Source organism: Streptomyces lothianensis, from assembly GCF_047779955.1.
In the GTDB taxonomy this organism is placed as follows: Bacteria; Actinomycetota; Actinomycetes; order Streptomycetales; family Streptomycetaceae; genus Streptomyces.
Window position 1 is genome coordinate 1 of sequence record NZ_JBLMKT010000116.1, and the last position, 1,352, is coordinate 1,352.

The 1,352-nt window shown below is 71.1% G+C and carries 1 protein-coding gene; it reads left to right on the forward strand.

The features are described 5' to 3' along the window. Positions 1-1,352 (forward strand): beta-ketoacyl reductase (locus ACLF6P_RS29835; RefSeq protein WP_415954539.1); only part of this gene is annotated, 1,352 nt, incomplete at both ends.

Genomic DNA, 1,352 nt, shown 5'->3' on the forward strand with positions numbered 1-1,352 from the left:
CGAGGAACTGGCCGAGGTCCTGCACGCGAAGGTCACCGGAGCCGTCAACCTCGACACGGTGTTCGCCGACACCGACCTGGACGCCTTCGTCCTGTTCTCCTCCATCGCCGCGACCTGGGGCAGCGGAGGACAGGCCGGCTACGCCGCCGCCAACACCTACCTCGACGCCCTCGCCGAACACCGCCGCACCCGAGGCCTGACCGCCACCTCCATCGCCTGGGGCCCCTGGGCCGAAGGCGGTATGGCGGACGAGGCGATGGCGGCCGAGCTGGGCCGTCGGGGTCTGCCGGCCATGGCGCCGGAGACCGCGATCACGGTCGTAGGACAGGCCCTGGCGCACAGCGAGACGTGCGTGACCGTGGCGGACGTGGACTGGGCTCGTTTCGTACCGCCGTTCACGGCGCTGCGCCCCAGTCCTCTGCTGAGCGACCTGGCGGAGGCCGAGGGTGTACGGCGGGAAAGCATCGCAGCCGAGGCCTCGGGTACTGAATCGGCGCTGCGCGGCCGGCTTGCCGGTCTGACCGGCGCCGAGCGGCTGCGGTTGCTGCTGGGCGTGGTGCGCGAGCAGGCGGCGGTGGTTCTCGGCCACACCGGTTCTGGAGCCATCGGTGAGACCGCGACCTTCCGTGAGCTGGGCTTCGACTCGCTCACGGCGGTGGAGTTCCGTAACTCCTTGTCCGCCGCGACGGGTCTGACGCTGCCCGCGACCCTCGTCTTCGACTACCCGAGCCCTGCCGTCCTGGCCGAGTACCTGCGCGACGAACTCGTCGGCGCCGAGGCGGGGGCCGACGGCTCTCCCGTGGCGTTCACCGGCGCTGCTGCCGGTGATGACGACGACCTCGTGGCCATCGTCGGGATGAGCTGCCGGTACCCGGGTGGGGTCGCCTCGCCCGAGGAGCTGTGGGATCTGGTGGTGTCCGGTGCGGACGCGGTCTCCGGCTTCCCGGTGGACCGTGGCTGGGACCTGGAGCGGCTGTACGACCCGACCGGGAAACGCGAGGCCGCCTCGTATGTCGACCAGGGCGGGTTCCTGCACGACGCGGGCGAGTTCGACCCGGTGTTCTTCGGGATCTCGCCGCGTGAGGCGCTCGCCATGGATCCGCAGCAGCGGCTGCTCCTGGAGACGTCATGGGAGGCGTTCGAGCGGTCCGGCATCGATCCGGCGTCGGTACGCGGCACCCGCACGGGCGTCTTCACCGGCACCAACGGCCAGGATTACACCGGTCTTCTGCTCGCTTCGCCGGACAGCGCCGAGGGCCATGTGGGCACGGGCAATGCGGCGAGTGTGGTGTCGGGCCGGTTGTCCTACACGTTCGGACTCGAGGGCCCGGCCGTCACCGTCGACACCGCCT